General features: G+C 72.7%; 17 protein-coding genes. 14 read left to right on the forward strand and 3 right to left on the reverse strand.

All coding sequences use genetic code 11. The features are described from left to right. The first annotated feature begins 70 nt into the window (after nucleotides 1-70). Nucleotides 71-727: an HdeD family acid-resistance protein gene (locus CNQ36_RS31050; protein WP_121548859.1), complete on the forward strand. Its 657-nt coding sequence runs from the start codon at nucleotides 71-73 to the stop codon at nucleotides 725-727. Nucleotides 728-865: 138 nt separating this feature from the next. Next, nucleotides 866-1,327, forward strand: a complete 462-nt coding sequence (locus tag CNQ36_RS31055; protein WP_040905542.1) for an ATP-binding protein — start codon at nucleotides 866-868, stop codon at nucleotides 1,325-1,327. A gap of 6 nt (nucleotides 1,328-1,333) precedes the next feature. Here the strand turns inward: CNQ36_RS31055 and idi are convergent, their stop codons facing one another. The 3 genes from idi to galE form a co-directional block, all read right to left on the reverse strand. Then, nucleotides 1,334-1,927 carry an isopentenyl-diphosphate Delta-isomerase gene (gene idi, locus CNQ36_RS31060; RefSeq protein WP_121548861.1) on the reverse strand — a complete coding sequence of 198 codons (594 nt, stop codon included), beginning with the start codon at nucleotides 1,925-1,927 and terminating at the stop codon, nucleotides 1,334-1,336. 159 nt (nucleotides 1,928-2,086) lie between these two features. Further along, nucleotides 2,087-3,025: a cation diffusion facilitator family transporter gene (locus tag CNQ36_RS31065; RefSeq protein ID WP_121548863.1), complete on the reverse strand. Its 939-nt coding sequence runs from the start codon at nucleotides 3,023-3,025 to the stop codon at nucleotides 2,087-2,089. 153 nt (nucleotides 3,026-3,178) lie between these two features. After that, nucleotides 3,179-4,150 carry a UDP-glucose 4-epimerase GalE gene (galE, locus tag CNQ36_RS31070; RefSeq protein WP_121548865.1) on the reverse strand — a complete coding sequence of 324 codons (972 nt, stop codon included), beginning with the start codon at nucleotides 4,148-4,150 and terminating at the stop codon, nucleotides 3,179-3,181. Between the two features lie 287 nt (nucleotides 4,151-4,437). Here galE and CNQ36_RS31075 point away from each other — a divergent pair, with 287 nt between their 5' ends. The 12 genes from CNQ36_RS31075 to CNQ36_RS31125 all read left to right on the forward strand — a co-directional run bounded on the left by CNQ36_RS31075 (nucleotide 4,438) and on the right by CNQ36_RS31125 (nucleotide 16,399). Further along, on the forward strand, nucleotides 4,438-6,255 hold the full coding sequence (locus CNQ36_RS31075) for a DUF5941 domain-containing protein (RefSeq protein ID WP_121548867.1): 1,818 nt from the start codon (nucleotides 4,438-4,440) through the stop codon (nucleotides 6,253-6,255). Beyond that, nucleotides 6,252-7,004, forward strand: a complete 753-nt coding sequence (locus CNQ36_RS31080) for a phosphocholine cytidylyltransferase family protein (RefSeq protein WP_121548869.1) — start codon at nucleotides 6,252-6,254, stop codon at nucleotides 7,002-7,004. Before CNQ36_RS31075 ends, CNQ36_RS31080 begins: the two co-directional genes overlap by 4 nt. Then, on the forward strand, nucleotides 6,992-8,053 hold the full coding sequence (locus CNQ36_RS31085) for an iron-containing alcohol dehydrogenase family protein (protein ID WP_121548871.1): 1,062 nt from the start codon (nucleotides 6,992-6,994) through the stop codon (nucleotides 8,051-8,053). Before CNQ36_RS31080 ends, CNQ36_RS31085 begins: the two co-directional genes overlap by 13 nt. Beyond that, nucleotides 8,031-8,810, forward strand: coding sequence for a CDP-alcohol phosphatidyltransferase family protein (locus CNQ36_RS31090; protein WP_163013449.1), 780 nt, complete (start codon nucleotides 8,031-8,033; stop codon nucleotides 8,808-8,810). The genes CNQ36_RS31085 and CNQ36_RS31090 overlap by 23 nt, the downstream gene beginning before the upstream one ends. Nucleotides 8,811-8,818: 8 nt before the next feature. Then, nucleotides 8,819-9,691, forward strand: coding sequence for a glycosyltransferase family 2 protein (locus CNQ36_RS31095; RefSeq protein ID WP_040905538.1), 873 nt, complete (start codon nucleotides 8,819-8,821; stop codon nucleotides 9,689-9,691). Nucleotides 9,692-9,788: 97 nt separating this feature from the next. After that, entirely contained in the window at nucleotides 9,789-10,724 is a 936-nt protein-coding gene (locus CNQ36_RS31100) for an ABC transporter permease (RefSeq protein ID WP_121548874.1), read from the forward strand. Further along, a complete protein-coding gene (locus CNQ36_RS31105) occupies nucleotides 10,717-11,493 on the forward strand; it encodes an ABC transporter ATP-binding protein (protein WP_040905532.1) in 777 nt (258 codons plus the stop codon). Before CNQ36_RS31100 ends, CNQ36_RS31105 begins: the two co-directional genes overlap by 8 nt. A gap of 359 nt (nucleotides 11,494-11,852) precedes the next feature. Further along, on the forward strand, nucleotides 11,853-12,764 hold the full coding sequence (gene hpnC, locus CNQ36_RS31110; RefSeq protein ID WP_121548876.1) for a squalene synthase HpnC: 912 nt from the start codon (nucleotides 11,853-11,855) through the stop codon (nucleotides 12,762-12,764). Then, entirely contained in the window at nucleotides 12,761-13,711 is a 951-nt protein-coding gene (gene hpnD / locus CNQ36_RS31115; protein ID WP_004922379.1) for a presqualene diphosphate synthase HpnD, read from the forward strand. The genes hpnC and hpnD overlap by 4 nt, the downstream gene beginning before the upstream one ends. Continuing rightward, nucleotides 13,711-13,839, forward strand: a complete 129-nt coding sequence (locus CNQ36_RS35880; protein ID WP_352314252.1) for a DUF6380 family protein — start codon at nucleotides 13,711-13,713, stop codon at nucleotides 13,837-13,839. Before hpnD ends, CNQ36_RS35880 begins: the two co-directional genes overlap by 1 nt. After that, complete coding sequence (hpnE, locus tag CNQ36_RS31120; protein ID WP_121548878.1) at nucleotides 13,836-15,263, forward strand: hydroxysqualene dehydroxylase HpnE; 1,428 nt, start codon at nucleotides 13,836-13,838, stop codon at nucleotides 15,261-15,263. Before CNQ36_RS35880 ends, hpnE begins: the two co-directional genes overlap by 4 nt. 71 nt (nucleotides 15,264-15,334) lie before the next feature. Then, nucleotides 15,335-16,399, forward strand: a complete 1,065-nt coding sequence (locus CNQ36_RS31125; protein ID WP_050782333.1) for a polyprenyl synthetase family protein — start codon at nucleotides 15,335-15,337, stop codon at nucleotides 16,397-16,399. Nucleotides 16,400-16,402 lie beyond the last annotated feature (3 nt).

Genomic DNA, 16,402 nt, shown 5'->3' on the forward strand with positions numbered 1-16,402 from the left:
ACTCCGCCCGGCGGGGGACCGGCGGACGGCGGAGACTGGGGGAGGGGAAGACGGGAACGAGGAGGCACTCATGGCCAGGTCCACCAAGCCGCGGGGCGAGGCCGCGAAACTGAGCCGCGGCTTCAGCTGGCTCGCCGTGCTCGGGGTGATCCTGGTCGTCGCCGGCCTGGTCGGGCTCGTCTACACCGGCGTCGCCACCCTCACCTCGATGCTGCTGTTCGGCTGGCTGCTGCTCGTCGGCGGCGTGGTCGGACTGCTGCACGCCGTCCAGGCGCGGCACACCAACTTCTTCTGGCTCGGCGTGGTCGTCGCGGCCCTGAACATCGCGGCCGGCGTGGTCATCCTCAAGACCCCCGAGGCGGCTGCCGAGGCGCTGACCATGTTCGCCGCGCTGCTGTTCCTCACCGGCGGGCTGTTCCGGCTGGTGGGCAGCCTGGTGGTGCGCGGGCCGCAGTTCGGCTGGACGCTGGTGCAGGGAGCCTTCGGACTGCTCCTCGGCATCCTGGTGCTGGGCACCTGGCCGAGCAGCAGCCAGTACGTCATCGGTACGTTCTTCTCCCTCTCCCTGCTGTTCGACGGGCTCGGCCTGATCGCCACCGGCTACGGCGGACGCCGGATCGTCGGGATGGTCTCCGAGCGGCTGGCCGGCGAGGAGGCCGCACGGGCGCCGGGGGAGCCGCCGCACACGGGGGAGCGTCACGCCACCAAACCCGTACAACCCGAATAGTGCGCCGAGACGACACGGAACGCACCGGAACGGTCATGTAAGCGACCGTGTCCTGCAGAAACGGTCGGAAGCGCTCGATACCCGCTGACTTCTGTTCAGTGCGGAGGCGCCGGGCCGATCGGGACCACCATTCGGCGTGTGGTGACAATCGAGCGTGACAGCGGCGACCCGCTGCCGTACGAAGGCGTCTGGCGGTTCACCGCCCCGGCGGTCGACGCCTCGGTGCCGCAGGCCCGTCACGCCGTGCGCGACCTGCTGCTGCGCCAGGGAGTACCCGTCGCGGACGAGGTGGTGCAGGGGCTGCTGCTGATCGTCTCCGAGCTGGTCACCAACGCCGTACGGCACGCGGCGCTGCTGTCCCCGACGCTCGCCGTCGAGGTCGCCGTCGGCGCCGCGTGGGTCCGGGTGTCCGTGGAGGACAACCACCCCTACCGGCCCACCGCCCTGGAGACCGACCACGGCCGCACCGGCGGCCGTGGGCTGCTCCTGGTGCGGGAGATCACCCGCGAGGCGGGCGGGACGTGCGACATCGAGCACACCTCGACCGGCGGCAAGGTCGTCTGGGCGGCCCTCCCGCTCAAGCCCGCGTACCTGCCCTAGCGCCGGTCACCAGCCCGCCGACGGTCCCGTCAGCTCGCGGGCGGCCGGGCGGGCCGCGTCGAGGACGGTCGGGAACCAGGCCGAGAAGGTGTCCCTGGCGTGCCGCTCCGCCAGCTCCGCCGGGGTCACGAACGCGGTGGACGCGACCTCCTCCGGATCCGGCCGCGTCGTCGCCTGCACCATGCCGACGAAGAGGTGGTTGTACTCCTGCTCGACCAGGCCCGAGACCGGGTCCGGGTGGTTGTAGCGGACCGTTCCGGCCTCGGCGAGCAGCGAGGGGGAGACACCCAGCTCCTCGAAGGTCCGCCGGGCCGCCGCGGCGAACGGCGCCTCCCCTGGGTACGGATGACCGCAGCAGGTGTTGGACCACACGCCGGGGGAGTGGTACTTGCCGAGCGCCCGCTGCTGGAGCAGCAGCCGTCCCCGCTCGTCGAAGAGGAACACCGAGAACGCCCGGTGCAGCTGTCCCGGCGGCTGATGCGCGGCGAGCTTCTCCGCGGTGCCGAGCGTCACGCCGTCCTCGTCGACCAGTTCCAGCAAAATCGGCTCTGCGGCGCCGTTCGACGGGCTGTTCGTCGCGGTGGCAGGTGTGATCGGCATACCCATCCTTCACTCGGTCTTCGCGCCCCCAGTCTGCCGCACTGATCCGGCACTCCCGGCACTCCGTGACGCGCCCGCATGTCCCGGGCCGCCCCCACGGGGGGCGGAGAGCCGCGTTCCCCGGCGTGTTGGCGCACGGGGGCGCGCCGTGACCCGGGTCTAGTGGCACAGACGCGCCTCGTGCGCCGCGTGCCCGCCGGGCTCAAGCTGGAAGGTGCAGTGCTCCACGTCGAAGTGGGCGCCCAGGCAGTTCTGCAGTTCGTGCAGCATCTTCTCGTGCCCGATGGCGTTCAGGACCTCGGAGCTGACCACCACGTGCGCGGAGAGCACCGGCATCCCCGAGGTGATCGTCCAGGCGTGCAGGTCGTGCACGTCCTCTACGCCGTCCGTGGCCAGGATGTGCGCCCGCACCTTTCCCATGTCGACGCCCTTGGGGGCGGCCTCCAGCAGCACGTCCAGGGTCTCGCGCAGCAGCTTCCACGTCCGGGGCACGATCATCAGCGCGATCACCAGCGAGGCGATCGGGTCGGCGGCCGTCCAGCCGGTGGCGAGGATCACCAGCGCGGAAAGGATCACCGCGACCGAGCCGAGCGCGTCCGCCGCCACCTCCAGGAAGGCGCCGCGCACGTTCAGGCTCTCCTTCTGCCCGCGCATCAGCAGCGTCAGCGACACCATGTTGGCGACGAGACCGATCGCGCCGAACACCACCGTCAGACCACCCGCGGTCCCGGCCGGTGTGACGAACCGGTCGATCGCCTCGTACAGCACATAGCCGCCGACGCCGAGGAGCAGCAGACAGTTGGCGAGCGCGGCCAGGATCTCCGCGCGGGCGAGCCCGAAGGTGCGGCGCTCGCTCGGCGGACGGTTGGCGACGTGGATGGCCACCAGGGCCATGCCGAGCCCCAGGGCGTCCGTCGCCATGTGGGCGGCGTCCGCCACCAGCGCCAGGGAGTCGGCGAGCACCCCGCCGACGATCTCCACCACCATGACGCCGAGCGTGATCGCCAGTGCCACCCGCAGCCTTCCGCGGTACGCGGCGCTCGCGGTACCGCCGGCGGGCGCGCCGTGCGCATGCCCGTGGTCGTGCCCAGCCCCCATGAAAACGGCCCCTTCCCGTGACCCCGTCCGGATGACAGTGAACTACGGGGAGGGGGTATCCGCAACGCGGCACTGAACACCGTTGTCATGTGCCCTGACCTGCGCAAACCTTTCGCAGGTCAGGCGGCGGGCGACGGGTGGGGGCGGCGCCGCTCAGCCGCCGCGGTGCAGCCGCCAGCCCTGCCACGCGGAGTCGATCATGTCGTGCACCGAGCGCCGTGCGGTCCAGCCGAGGCGCTCGGCCGCGAGGGCGGACGAGGCGACCGCGCGGGGCGCGTCGCCGGGGCGGCGGTCCTCCACGAGCGGGGCCCGGGTGTCGCCGGTGACCTCGCCGATGACCGTGATCAGCTCGCGCACCGAGACGCCCTCGCCCCGGCCGATGTTCACCGTCAGGTCCCCCGTGACGTCCCCGCGGGACAGCCCCCGGGCCGCCGCCAGGTGCGCCTCGGCGAGATCGGCCACATGGATGTAGTCACGGACGCACGTGCCGTCCGGCGTCGGGTAGTCGTCGCCGAAGATGCGCGGGGCCTCGTCGCGGGTGAGCCGGTCGAAGACCATCGGCACGATGTTGAAGACCCCGGTGTCGGCCAGCTCCGGCACCGCCGCCCCCGCCACGTTGAAGTAGCGCAGACACACCGTGGCGATGCCGTGGGCCCGGCCCGCCGCCCGCACCAGCCACTCCCCGGCGAGCTTGGTCTCGCCGTAGGGGTTCGCCGGGGCGCAGGGGCTGTCCTCCGTGATGACGTCCACGTCCAGGTCGCCGTAGACGGCCGCGGACGAGGAGAAGACGAAGCGCTCGATCCCGGCGTCGGCGACCGCGTCCAGGAGCGTGGCCAGACCGCCCACGTTCTCCCGGTAGTACCAGGTGGGCCGCGCCACCGACTCGGCGGCCTGCTTGCGCGCGGCGAGATGCACCACACCGGTCACCCCGTGCTCCGCGCACACCCGGCGCACCAGCTCGCCGTCCAGCGACGAACCCCTGACCAGCGGCACGCCCTCGGGCAGCCGCGCCGGCACCCCGGCCGAGAGGTCGTCCAGCGCGACGACCCGCTCCCCGGCGCCGGTCATGGCCCGCGCCACATGTGCCCCGATGTAACCGGCCCCGCCGGTGATCAGCCATGTCATGGTCGTCCACCCTATGCCGACCGCGGGGGCCGGTTCCCCCGGTCGGGACCGGGGCGACCTGCCCTTTCCGGGGACGCGGTTTGTCGGCCGGGCCCCGCATCACCGATGATGATCGCGGCAGGGGCGCGGGCGAACCACACCGATCCAGCCGTCGAACGGGCGGTGAACACGGGCTTCCGGGGATCCGATAATGTCTGCCGACATGCCGCCCGGGGGGTCTCGCACGGGCGGCTCATCGTGTACATGACCGACGTCGACGCGTCGGCACCCAGGGAGTGAGATTCGGTTTGTCGACCGCCATCCTCACCGGTCAGCCGGTCCCCGGTTCGTCACTCGAGGGCGATCTGCGTTCCCTCGGCTTCGACGTCCGGATCGCGTCCGGCGCCGCCGAGGCCGGGCCGCTGCTCGCCTCAGTGCCCGCCGGGCAGCGGGTCGCCGTGGTCGACGCCCGGTTCGTGGGCCACGCGCACGCGCTGCGCCTCGGCCTCACCGACCCCCGCTTCCCGCTCTCCGCGATCCCCGGCGCCGTCACCGCCCAGCCGGCCGGCCGCGACGCCCTGGCGCGCGCGATGGCCCGCGAGGACTCCTCCGGCGGCTCCGCGGCCGGCGGCACCGCCCTGGCCGGCAGCCTCGCCGACCGCGTCGTCACCGTCCTCGACGGCGACGGCGCCGAGGTGCACCGCCCGGAGCTCGGCAGCCTCGTCGCCACCGTCCCCGGCGACCCCCAGGCCCGCAACGAGGCCCGGCAGGCCGTCGCAGCCGTCGACGACGAGGCGGTACGCCTGAAGTCGGCGGTGAAGGCCCGCGACGGCTTCTTCACCACCTACTGCGTGAGCCCGTACTCCCGCTACCTAGCCCGCTGGTGCGCCCGCCGCGGACTGACCCCCAACCAGGTCACCACCGCCTCGCTGCTCACCGCGCTCATAGCCGCCGCCTGCGCCGCCACCGGCACCCGCGGCGGCTTCGTCGCCGCCGGCGTGCTGCTCATCGCCTCCTTCGTGCTGGACTGCACCGACGGCCAGCTCGCCCGCTACTCCCTGCAGTACTCCACCCTCGGCGCCTGGCTCGACGCCACGTTCGACCGCGCCAAGGAGTACGCCTACTACGCGGGGCTCGCCCTCGGGGCCGCCCGCGGCGGCGACGACGTATGGGCCCTCGCCCTCGGCGCGATGGTCCTCCAGACCTGCCGGCACGTGGTGGACTTCTCGTTCAACGAGGCCAACCACGACGCCACCGCCAACACCAGCCCCACCGCCGCCCTCTCCGACAAGCTCGACAGCGTCGGCTGGACGGTCTGGGTGCGCCGCATGATCGTCCTGCCGATCGGCGAGCGCTGGGCGATGATCGCCGTCCTCACGGCCCTCACCACCCCCCGGATCACCTTCTACGCCCTGCTCGCCGGCTGCGCCTTCGCCGCGACGTACACCACCGCGGGCCGTGTGCTGCGCTCGCTGACCCGCAGGGCGAAGCGGACCGACCGGGCGGCACAGGCCCTGGCGGACCTCGCCGACTCGGGCCCGCTCGTCGAGGCGCTCACCCGCGGGGGGAAGAGCCCCGCGGGCCGTCCGCCCGGCTCCGTGGCCCCTGCCGCCGCCCTGCTCGGCGGCGCCGCCGTCGTCGCCACGGCCGCGCTCACCGGATTCGGCGGCCCCTGGACGGCCGTCGCCGCCTGCGTCTACGTCCTGGCCTCCGCACTCGCCGTCGCCCGCCCCCTCAAGGGCGCCCTCGACTGGCTCGTCCCCCCGTTCTTCCGCGCCGCCGAGTACGGCACCGTCCTCGCACTGGCGGCCGACGCGGACGTGAACGGAGCCCTTCCGGCGGCCTACGGCCTGGTGGCCGCGGTCGCCTACCATCACTACGACACGGTCTACCGCATCCGCGGCAACGCGGGCGCGTCCCCGCGCTGGCTGGTGCGGGCGCTCGGCGGGCACGAGGGGCGCACCCTCGCGGTCGCCCTACTGGCGGCCGTGCTCACCGCTTCCCAGTTCACCGTCGCGCTCACGGCCCTCGCCGTGGCCGTGGCCCTGCTGGTGCTCGTCGAGAGCATCCGCTTCTGGGTGTCCGCAGGGGCGCCCGCCGTACACGATGAAGGAGAACCCGCATGATCGGCCTCGTGCTGGCGGCCGGCGCCGGACGGCGTCTGCGCCCCTACACCGACAGCCTTCCCAAGGCGCTGGTGCCGGTGGGGCCCGCGGGCATAGAGGGCGAACCGACGGTTCTCGACCTCACCCTCGGCAACTTCGCGGAGATCGGCCTCACCGAGGCCGGGATCATCGTCGGCTACCGCAAGGAGGCCGTGTACGAGCGGAAGGCGGCCCTGGAGGCCAAGTACGGCCTCAAGCTCACCCTCATCGACAACGACAAGGCCGAGGAGTGGAACAACGCCTACTCCCTGTGGTGCGGCCGTGACGCCCTCAGGGACGGCGTGATCCTCGCCAACGGCGACACCGTGCACCCGGTCTCCGTCGAGAAGACCCTGCTCGCCGCCCGCGGCGAGGGCAGGAGGATCATCCTCGCCCTCGACACGGTCAAGCAGCTCGCCGACGAGGAGATGAAGGTCGTCGTCGACCCCGAGAAGGGCATGACGAGGATCACCAAGCTGATGGACCCCGCCGAGGCGACCGGCGAGTACATCGGCGTCACCCTCATCGAGGGCGACGCCGCCCCCGAGCTGGCCGACGCGCTCAAGACCGTGTGGGAGACCGACCCGCAGCAGTTCTACGAGCACGGCTACCAGGAGCTGGTCAACCGCGGCTTCCGCATCGACACGGCGCCGATCGGCGACGTGAAGTGGGTGGAGATCGACAACCACGACGATCTCGCCCGCGGACGGGAGATCGCGTGCCAGTACTGACCCGGCTCATCCCCTCACCGGTCGTGGTGGACATCCGTCCGGGTGCCCTCGACGACCTGGGCTGCGTCCTCGCCGACGAGCGCATCTCGCAGTCGGGCCGGCTCGCCATCGCCGTCAGCGGTGGTTCCGGCGCCCGGCTGCGCGAACGGATCGCGCCCTCGCTGCCCGCCGCGGGCTGGTTCGAGGTCGGCGGCGGCACCATCGACGACGCGGTACGGCTGGCGGGCGCCATAAAGGCCGGCCGCTACGACGCGGTCGTCGGCCTCGGCGGCGGCAAGATCATCGACTGTGCCAAGTTCGCGGCGGCGCGCGTGGGGCTTCCCCTGGTCGCCGTCGCCACCAACCTGGCGCACGACGGCCTCTGCTCGCCGGTGGCGACCCTCGACAACGACGCGGGCCGCGGTTCGTACGGAGTGCCGAACCCGATCGCGGTCGTCATCGACCTCAACGTCATCCGGGAGGCCCCGGTCCGCTTCGTGCGCTCCGGCATCGGTGACGCCCTCTCCAACATCTCCGCCGTCGCCGACTGGGAGCTGTCCCACCGCGTCAACGGGGAGAAGATCGACGGCCTCGCCGCCGCCATGGCCCGGCAGGCCGGCGAGGCGGTGCTGCGGCACCCGGGCGGAGCCGGCGACGACGGCTTCCTCCAGGTGCTGGCCGAGGCACTGGTCCTCACCGGCATCGCCATGTCCGTGTCGGGCGACTCCCGCCCGTCCTCCGGCGCCTGCCACGAGATCAACCATGCCTTCGACCTGCTCCACCCCAAGCGGGCCGCCGCCCACGGCGAACAGTGCGGACTGGGCGCGGCCTTCGCGATGTACCTGCGCGGAGCCCACGAGGAATCGGCCTACATGGCCGAGGTGCTCCGCCGCCACGGGCTTCCGGTACTGCCGGAGGAGATCGGGTTCACGGTGGACGAATTCGTCCGCGTCGTCGAGTTCGCCCCGGAGACCCGCCCCGGACGTTTCACCATCCTCGAGCACCTCGACCTGAAGACCGAACAGATCAAGGACATCTACGCCGACTATGTCAAGGCCATCGGTAGCTGAACTCCGTCCGGTCGTGCACCCCCCGGGGGTGAAGGACCGGCGCAGCGGTGAGCACTGGATGGGACGCCTCTACATGCGAGAGGTGTCCCTGCGGGTGGACCGCTACCTGGTGAACACCAGGGTCACGCCCAACCAGCTCACGTACCTGATGACCGTCTTCGGCGTCCTCGCGGCCCCGGCCCTGCTGGTGCCGGGGATCGCGGGGGCCGTCCTCGGCCTGGTCATGGTCCAGCTGTACCTCCTGCTGGACTGCGTCGACGGCGAGGTCGCCCGCTGGAAGAAGCAGTACTCGCTCGGCGGGGTCTACCTCGACCGGGTGGGCGCCTACCTCACCGACGCGGCCGTCCTGGTCGGCCTCGGCCTGCGCGCCGCCGACCTGTGGGGCACGGGCCGCATCGACTGGCTCTGGGCCTTCCTCGGCACCCTGGCCGCGCTCGGCGCGATCCTGATCAAGGCGGAGACCGACCTCGTCGGCGTCGCCCGCCACCAGGGCGGGCTGCCGCCCGTCAAGGAGGCCGCGTCCGAACCGCGCTCCTCCGGCATGGCACTGGCCCGCAGGGCCGCCGCCGCCCTGAAGTTCCACCGGCTGATCCTCGGCATGGAGGCGTCCCTGCTGATCCTCGTCCTCGCGATCGCCGACGCGGTCCGGGACGACCTCTTCTTCACCCGCCTCGGCGTCGCCGTCCTCGCCGGCATCGCCCTGCTGCAGACGCTGTTCCACCTGGTGTCCGTCCTCGCCTCCAGCAGGCTGAAGTGAGCGCCGGGATGAAGGTCGGCGCGGTGATCATCACCATGGGCAACCGCCCCGAGGAGCTGCGGGCCCTGCTGGACTCCGTCGCCAAGCAGGACGGCGACCCGGTCCAGGTCGTGGTCGTCGGCAACGGCTCGCCCGTCCCCGAGGTCCCCGAGGGCGTCCGCACCGTCGAACTGCCGGAGAACCTCGGCATCCCCGGCGGCCGCAACGTCGGCATCGAGGCCTTCGGCCCCGGCGGCCGGGACGTCGACATCCTGCTCTTCCTCGACGACGACGGCCTGCTGGCCGGCCACGACACGGCGGAACTGTGCCGCCAGGCGTTCGCGGCCGACCCGGCGCTCGGCATCGTCAGCTTCCGCATCGCCGACCCGGAGACCGGCGTCACCCAGCGCCGCCACGTGCCCCGGCTGCGCGCCTCCGACCCGATGCGCTCCTCGCGGGTGACCACCTTCCTCGGCGGCGCCAACGCCGTGCGCACCGAGGTCTTCGCCCAGGTGGGCGGCCTGCCGGACGAGTTCTTCTACGCCCATGAGGAGACCGACCTGGCCTGGCGGGCCCTCGACGCCGGCTGGCTGATCGACTACCGGTCCGACATGGTGCTGTACCACCCGACGACCGCCCCCTCGCGGCACGCGGTCTACCACCGCATGGTCGCCCGCAACCGGGTCTGGCTGGCCCGCCGCAACCTCCCCGTCCTCCTGGTCCCGGCCTATCTGGGCGTCTGGATGCTCCTCACCCTCCTGCGCCGCCCCTCGCGTTCCGCCCTGAAGGCGTGGTTCGGCGGATTCCGGGAGGGCTGGGCCACCCCCTGCGGTCCCCGCCGGCCCATGAAGTGGCGTACGGTGTGGCGGCTGACCCGACTGGGCCGGCCACCTGTCATCTGACAAGCTCGTGTCCGGGAACACCGGGGCCGTACCCGGGCCCCGGTTTCAGGCCAGGCCCACCGCGGGCCGCGCACCTCGAGGATGAAAGTTTCCACCAGTGAGTGAGACCACGCACGACGGCACGGTCGCGGTCGGCGCGCCCGTGCCGCCCGACGAGGGCCTGTCGGCGGACCGGCTGGCCGCCAAGTACGGGCTGTCCGTCAGCGGCGCCCGGCCGTCCCTCATCGAGTACGTCCGCCAGCTCTGGGACCGGCGGCACTTCATCCTCGCCTTCTCCCGGGCGAAGCTGACCGCCCAGTACAGCCAGGCCAAGCTGGGCCAGCTGTGGCAGGTGGCGACCCCGCTGCTGAACGCGGCCGTGTACTTCTTCATCTTCGGTCTGCTGCTGGACGCCCGCCGGGGCATCCCGCACGACGTCTACGTGCCGTTCCTGGTGACGGGCGTGTTCGTGTTCACCTTCACCCAGAGCTCGGTGCTCACCGGCGTGCGGGCGATCTCGGGGAACCTGGGGCTGGTGCGGGCCCTGCACTTCCCGCGGGCCTCGCTGCCCGTCTCCTTCGCGCTCCAGCAGCTCCAGCAGCTGCTGTTCTCGATGGTCGTGCTCGTCGTCGTGATGATCGCCTTCGGCAGCTTCCCGGGGCTGTCCTGGCTGCTGGTGATCCCCGCGCTGCTGCTGCAGTTCGTTTTCAACACCGGCCTCGCGCTGATCTTCGCGCGGATGGGCAGCAAGACGCCCGACCTGGCGCAGCTGATGCCGTTCGTGCTGCGCACCTGGATGTACGCGTCCGGCGTGATGTTCAGCATCCCGGCGATGCTGCAGGGCAAGGACGTGCCGGGCTGGCTCGCCGACGTGCTGCAGTGGAACCCGGCGGCGATCTACATGGACCTGGTCCGCTTCGCGCTGATCGACGACTACGGCTCCTCGTACCTGCCCCCGCACGTGTGGGCGTTCGCGGTGGGCTGGGCGGTACTGGCCGGCGTGGTCGGCTTCGTCTACTTCTGGAAGGCTGAGGAGAGGTACGGCCGTGGCTGAGACCACCGACGAGCGGATCCCCACGGTCATCGCGGACGACCTGCACATCGTCTACCGGGTCAACGGCGCCAAGACCGGCAAGGGCAGCGCCACCGCGGCACTCAGCCGCATCGTGAAGCGGGGCGAGGAACGGGGCGTGCGCAAGGTGCACGCCGTGCGCGGGGTGTCCTTCGTCTCCTACCGGGGCGAGGCCATCGGCCTGATCGGCTCCAACGGCTCCGGGAAGTCGACCCTGCTGCGGGCCATCGCCGGACTGCTGCCGGCCGAGAAGGGCAAGGTCTACACCGACGGCCAGCCCTCCCTGCTCGGCGTCAACGCCGCCCTGATGAACGACCTGACGGGCGAACGCAACGTCATACTCGGCGGCCTCGCCATGGGCATGTCGCGCGAGGAGATCAAGGCCCGCTACCAGGAGATCGTCGACTTCTCCGGGATCAACGAGAAGGGCGACTTCATCACCCTGCCGATGCGGACGTACTCCTCCGGCATGGCGGCCCGGCTGCGCTTCTCCATCGCCGCCGCCAAGGACCACGACGTCCTGATGATCGACGAGGCGCTGGCCACCGGCGACCGCAAGTTCCAGAAGCGTTCCGAGGCCCGCATCCGGGAGCTGCGCAAGCAGGCCGGCACGGTGTTCCTGGTCAGCCACAACAACAAGTCGATCCGCGACACCTGCGACCGGGTGCTCTGGCTGGAACGGGGCGAGCTGCGCATGGACGGCCCCACCGACGAGGTGCTCCGGGAGTACGAGAAGTTCACGGGCAAGTAGCCCGGTACGGCCAGGGCCCCGCCGGAACTGTCCGGTGGGGCCCGGCGTCTGCGAAGGAGACGTCAACTCCGGCCGCTCCGTGGAATCTTGACGCCGAACGGTGCGTTGTCGTGTGGTGCGGAGGACCCCGCCGGTGCGCGGCGCGTCGTACCACGTAAGCTGGACCGGTCCCGAAAGGCGGCAATCAGGGCCATAATGCCCGACATCATCCAACGATGCCGCTTGGCGGAAACCTGGGCGGCGTGTCCGAAATAGTGTGCATTGGGTCAGCAGTGTAGAACGGGAGATGTGACGGCAATGGCTACGGAAACTCCCCGGCTGAGCGCATCCTGTGCCGTCCCCGCCCACGGCAGTCCGCGATGACGCCCGTGGCCGCGGCGCGCGCCGCCGACCCGGAGCGCGCCACCCTCGACAAGGCAGCCGACGAGAACTTCCCCGTGGCCCCCTTCTTCCTGCCCCGGTCCTGGCGCGACGACCTCATGGCGGTGTACGGCTTCGCCCGGCTGGTCGACGACATCGGCGACGGCGACCTGGCGCCCGGCGGCGCCGACGCCCGTCTCCTCGGGGTGTCCGAGGAGGACGCCGGGGACCGGCTGCTGCTCCTCGACGCGTTCGAGGCGGACCTCCACCGCGTGTTCGACCCGGCGGGGCCCGGGCCGGGCCACCCGCTGCTGCGCCGGCTCCGGCCGACGGTCCGCCGGCACGCGCTGACCCCCGGCCCCTTCCTCGGCCTGATCGCCGCCAACCGCCAGGACCAGCTCGTCAAGCGCTACGAGACCCACGACGACCTGCTCGCCTACTGCGAACTGTCGGCCAACCCCGTCGGGCGGCTGGTCCTCGCCGTCACCGGCACCTCGACGCCCGAGCGGATCCGCCGTTCCGACGCGATCTGCACCGCGCTGCAGATCGTCGAGCACCTCCAGGACGTGGCCGAGGACCTCGGCCGCGACCGCGTCTATCTGCCCGCCGCGGACATGAAGCGCTTCCACGTCCAGGAGGCGGACCTCGCCGCTGCGACCGCCGGCGCATCGGTGCGCGCACTGGTCGCGTACCAGGCGGAACGCGCCCGCGAGCTGCTGAATGAAGGCGCACCCCTCATGGGTAGCGTCCACGGCAGACTCAGGCTGCTGCTCGCGGGGTTCGTGGCAGGAGGAAGGGCGGCCCTCCGGGCGATCGCCGCCGCCGAATACGACGTACTCCCCGGCCCGCCCAAGCCCGGCAAGGTCCAGTTGCTGCGCGAGGCGGGCGTGACTCTGCGAGGAAAGGGGTGATCCGGACCGTGGAGTCGCACACACCCGCGTCCGCACCGGTACTCGCCGCCTACAGCTACTGCGAGGCCGTCACCGGGCAGCAGGCCCGTAACTTCGCCTACGGCATCCGGCTGCTCCCGACGCCCAAGCGGCGCGCGATGTCGGCGCTGTACGCGTTCTCCCGGCGTGTCGACGACATCGGCGACGGGCCGCTGGCGGACGACGTCAAGGTCACCCGGCTGGAGGACACCCGGGCGCTGCTCACCCGGATCCGGGAGGGCGCGGTCGACGAGGACGACACCGACCCGGTCGCGGTCGCCCTCGCCCACGCGGCCGGGCACTTCCCGATCCCGCTCGGCGGCCTGGACGAACTGATCGACGGCGTCCAGATGGACGTACGCGGCGAGACCTACGAGACCTGGGACGACCTCAAGGCGTACTGCCGCTGTGTCGCGGGCGCCATCGGGCGGCTCTCGCTCGGCGTCTTCGGCACCGAACCGGGCGCGCGCGGCGCCGAACGCGCGTCCGAGTACGCCGACACGCTCGGCCTCGCGCTGCAGCTCACCAACATCCTCAGGGACGTCCGCGAGGACGCCGCGGGCGGGCGCACCTATCTGCCCGCCGACGACCTCGCCAAGTTCGGCTGCTCCGCCGGGTTCGCGGGGCCGACGCCACCGGAGGGCTCCGACTTCACCGGCCTGGTGCACTACGAAGTGCGCAGGGCACGCGCGCTCTTCGCCGAGGGCTACCGGCTGCTCCCCCTGCTCGACCGGCGCAGCGGCGCCTGCGTCGCCGCGATGGCGGGCATCTACCGCCGGCTCCTCGACCGCATCGAGCGCGACCCCGGGGCGGTACTGCGCGGCCGGGTCTCCCTGCCCGGACACGAGAAGGCGTACGTCGCGGTGCGCGGCCTGTCCGGCCTGGACACCCGGCACGTCACCCGGCGCGCCGTCAGGAGGCGTGCCTGATGGACACCCCGCTCCCGGGCGGAAAGCGGTGGGCAACCCTCCGCCGTCCCGCCGCGTCCCTGACGGAGACGGCCGGCCGTGCACCGTTCGAGCGGCGCCGCGCCCGCCGGTCGGGGGAGGGCGCATGAGCCACGGCACACGCACCGAGGGGCCGCGCGGGAACGATCCCGCCGCGGCCCGGCGGCACGCCGTCGTGGTCGGCGGCGGACTGGCCGGCGTCACCGCCGCGCTCGCGCTCGCCGACGCCGGAGTGCGCGTCACCCTGCTCGAGGGCCGCCCCCGCCTGGGCGGGCTCGCCTTCTCCTTCCGGCGCGGCGACCTGACCGTCGACAACGGCCAGCACGTGTACCTGCGCTGCTGCACCGCCTACCGCTGGTTCCTCGACCGGATCGGCGGCGCGGCGCTGGCCCCGCTGCAGGACCGCCTCGACGTGCCCGTGGTCGACCTCGCCCGCCCCGAGGGGCGGCGGCTCGGCAGGCTGCGGCGCGACGCGCTGCCCGTACCCCTGCACCTGGGGCGCGGCCTCGCCACGTATCCGCACCTCTCGCTCGCCGACCGGGCCAGGACGGCCTGGGCCGCGCTCGCGCTGAAGGGGCTCGACCTCGCCGATCCGTCCCTGGACGACCAGGACTTCGGCAGCTGGCTGACCGCGCACGGCCAGTCGGCGCGCGCCGTCGAGGCCCTCTGGGACCTGGTCGGGGTCGCCACCCTCAACGCGGTCGCGGGCGACACGTCCCTGGCGCTCGCCGCGATGGTGTTCAAGACCGGTCTATTGTCCGACCCCTCGGCGGCCGACATCGGCTGGGCCCGGGTGCCGCTGGGCGACCTGCACGACCGGCTCGCCCGCGAGGCGCTCGACGCCGGGGGCGTGCGCACCGAGGTCCGCACCCGGGTCACCTCCGTCTCGGTGAACGGCGACGGGGGGTGGAACGTCCAGGTGCCCGGCGAGACGATCACCGCCGACGCCGTCGTCCTCGCCGTACCGCAGCGCGAGGCCCACGACCTGCTGCCCGCGGGCGCCCTCGACGCCCCCGGGCGGCTGCTCGGCATCGGCACCGCGCCCATCCTCAACATCCACGTCGTCTACGACCGCACGGTGCTCGCCCGGCCGTTCTTCGCGGCCCTCGGCACCCCCGTGCAGTGGGTCTTCGACCGCACCGACGCCTCCGGGCTGCAGCGGGGCCAGTACCTCGCGCTGTCCCAGTCGGTCGCCCAGAACGACATCGACGAGCCCGTCGCCGTGCTCCGCGAGCGGTACCTGCCCGAACTGCGCCGGCTGTTGCCGCGCACCCGCGACGCCCGCGTGGAGGACTTCTTCGTCACCCGGGAGCGCACCGCCACCTTCGCCCCCGCCCCCGGCGTCGGACGCCTCAGGCCCGGCGCCCGCACCAAGGCACCCGGCCTGTACCTGGCCGGCGCGTGGACCGCCACCGGGTGGCCCGCGACCATGGAGAGTGCGGTCCGCAGCGGCGTCGGCGCGGCCGACGCCGCGCTGGGCGCCCTGGGCCGGCCCCGCCCCCGCCGTCTCTTCGCACTAGAGGAGGCGGCCTGATGCCGCACGGCAGCGGCGCGGCAGGTTCCCGCGCTTCCGGTACCGCAACAAGAGGAGAGACTGTGCCCACTGTGCCCCCGGCCTCGCAGGCCGCTCGAAGGACCGCGGTGGACGTGTCCGCGCTCCTGGAGCGCGGCCGGACCCTGGCCACGCCGGTACTGCGGGCGGCCGTCGACCGCCTGGCACCTCCCATGGACACGGTCGCCGCCTACCACTTCGGCTGGATCGACGCCGCGGGCCGGCCCGCCGACGGCGACGGCGGCAAGGCCGTGCGCCCCGCCCTGGCCGTGCTGTCCGCCGAGGTCACCGGGGCGGCCCCGGAGACCGGTGTCCCCGGCGCGGTCGCCGTCGAACTGGTGCACAACTTCTCGCTGCTGCACGACGACCTGATGGACGGCGACGAGCAGCGCCGGCACCGCGACACCGTCTGGAAGGTGCACGGCCCCGCCCAGGCCATCCTGGTCGGCGACGCCCTGTTCGCCCTGGCCAACGAGGTGCTGCTGGAGCTCGGCAGCGTCGAGGCGGGCCGCGCCACCCGCCGGCTGACCGCCGCCAGCCGCGCCCTCATCGACGGCCAGGCCCAGGACATCTCCTACGAGCACCGCGACCGGGTCAGCGTCGAGGAGTGCCTGGAGATGGAGGGCAACAAGACCGGTGCCCTGCTCGCCTGCGCCAGCTCCATCGGCGCGGTGCTCGGCGGCGCGGACGACCGCACCGCCGACGCGCTGGAGAGGTACGGCTACCACCTCGGCCTCGCCTTCCAGGCCGTCGACGACCTCCTCGGCATCTGGGGAGACCCGGAGGCCACCGGCAAGCAGACCTGGAGCGACCTGCGCCAGCGCAAGAAGTCCCTCCCGGTGGTGGCCGCGCTCGCGGCGGGCGGCCCCGCCTCCGAACGGCTCGGCGAGATCCTCGCCGCCGACGCCAAGAGCAGCGACTTCGCGAACTTCTCCGAGGAGGAGTTCGCGGCCCGTGCCGCCCTCATCGAGGAGGCCGGCGGCCGCGACTGGACCGCCGGCGAGGCACGCCGTCAGCACACCATCGCCATCGAGGCCCTCGACATCGTGGACATGCCCGGCCAGGTGCGGGAACGGTTCACGGCGCTCGCGGACTTCGTCGTCGTACGAAAGAGATGATCA

The organism is Streptomyces fungicidicus, assembly GCF_003665435.1.
GTDB classification, from domain to species: Bacteria; Actinomycetota; Actinomycetes; order Streptomycetales; family Streptomycetaceae; genus Streptomyces; species Streptomyces fungicidicus.

Coding starts and splice junctions, on each gene's coding strand:
- galE (WP_121548865.1), bottom strand. CDS start 4,150: ATGACATGGCTGATCACCGGCGGGGCCGGTTACATCGGGGCACATGTG.
- CNQ36_RS31065 (WP_121548863.1), bottom strand. CDS start 3,025: ATGGGGGCTGGGCACGACCACGGGCATGCGCACGGCGCGCCCGCCGGC.
- idi (WP_121548861.1), bottom strand. CDS start 1,927: ATGCCGATCACACCTGCCACCGCGACGAACAGCCCGTCGAACGGCGCC.
- hpnE (WP_121548878.1), top strand. CDS start 13,836: ATGAGCCACGGCACACGCACCGAGGGGCCGCGCGGGAACGATCCCGCC.
- CNQ36_RS35880 (WP_352314252.1), top strand. CDS start 13,711: ATGGACACCCCGCTCCCGGGCGGAAAGCGGTGGGCAACCCTCCGCCGT.
- CNQ36_RS31080 (WP_121548869.1), top strand. CDS start 6,252: ATGATCGGCCTCGTGCTGGCGGCCGGCGCCGGACGGCGTCTGCGCCCC.
- hpnC (WP_121548876.1), top strand. CDS start 11,853: ATGACGCCCGTGGCCGCGGCGCGCGCCGCCGACCCGGAGCGCGCCACC.
- CNQ36_RS31050 (WP_121548859.1), top strand. CDS start 71: ATGGCCAGGTCCACCAAGCCGCGGGGCGAGGCCGCGAAACTGAGCCGC.
- CNQ36_RS31095 (WP_040905538.1), top strand. CDS start 8,819: ATGAAGGTCGGCGCGGTGATCATCACCATGGGCAACCGCCCCGAGGAG.
- CNQ36_RS31090 (WP_163013449.1), top strand. CDS start 8,031: ATGTCAAGGCCATCGGTAGCTGAACTCCGTCCGGTCGTGCACCCCCCG.